General features: G+C 57.8%; 1 rRNA gene. It reads left to right on the forward strand.

Annotation, left to right across the window (positions count from 1 at the left end):
• Window positions 1-1051 (forward strand): 23S ribosomal RNA (locus ABZ321_RS58225); the annotation flags it as partial.

Consider the following 1051-nt stretch of genomic DNA (forward strand, 5'->3'; position numbering starts at 1 on the left):
GGTCCAGGTGTGTGGATGGGTAGGGGAGCGTCGTGTCACCGGTGAAGCGGCGGAGTGATCCAGCCGTGGAGGTGACGCGAGTGAGAATGCAGGCATGAGTAGCGAAAGCAGGGTGAGAAACCCTGCCGCCGGATGACCAAGGGTTCCAGGGCCAGGCTAATCCGCCCTGGGTGAGTCGGGGCCTAAGGCGAGGCCGAGAGGCGTAGTCGATGGATAACGGGTTGATATTCCCGTACCCGCGTAGAAGCGTCCATGCTGAACCTTCATGTACTAACCTCTCAAAGGCATAAGACCTTCGGGTTGAGTGTCGGCGATTGGGAACTTGTGGGGTAGTAGGCAAGCGATGGGGTGACGCAGGAGGGTAGCTGGACCCGGCCGGTGGTTGTGCCGGGGCAAGCGTGTAGCCCGCAGTGTAGGCAAATCCGCACTGCTTGAGGGTGAGACGTGAAGCGGAGCCGTTTCAGGCGAAGTCAGTGATCCCATGCTGCCGAGAAAAGCCTCTAGCGAGTTTCGAGCGGCCCGTACCCCAAACCGACACAGGTGGTCAGGTAGAGAATACCGAGGCGATCGGGCGAACTGTGGTTAAGGAACTCGGCAAATTGCCCCCGTAACTTCGGGAGAAGGGGGGCCACCGATGGTGAGACCACATGCTGGTGGAGCGGTTGGTGGCCGCAGAGACCAGGGGGAAGCGACTGTTTACTAAAAACACAGGTCCATGCTAAGTCGTAAGACGATGTATATGGACTGACGCCTGCCCGGTGCTGGAACGTTAAGGGGACCTGTTAGTCCTTCGGGGCGAAGCGGAGAACTTAAGCGCCAGTAAACGGCGGTGGTAACTATAACCATCCTAAGGTAGCGAAATTCCTTGTCGGGTAAGTTCCGACCTGCACGAATGGCGTAACGACTTCCCCACTGTCTCAACCACAGGCCCGGCGAAATTGCACTACGAGTAAAGATGCTCGTTACGCGCGGCAGGACGGAAAGACCCCGGGACCTTCACTATAGCTTGACATTGGTACTCGAATTCGATTGTGTAGGATAGGTGGGAGCC

The sequence above is a fragment of the Dactylosporangium sp. NPDC006015 genome, from assembly GCF_040614215.1.
In the GTDB taxonomy this organism is placed as follows: Bacteria; Actinomycetota; Actinomycetes; order Mycobacteriales; family Micromonosporaceae; genus Dactylosporangium; species Dactylosporangium maewongense.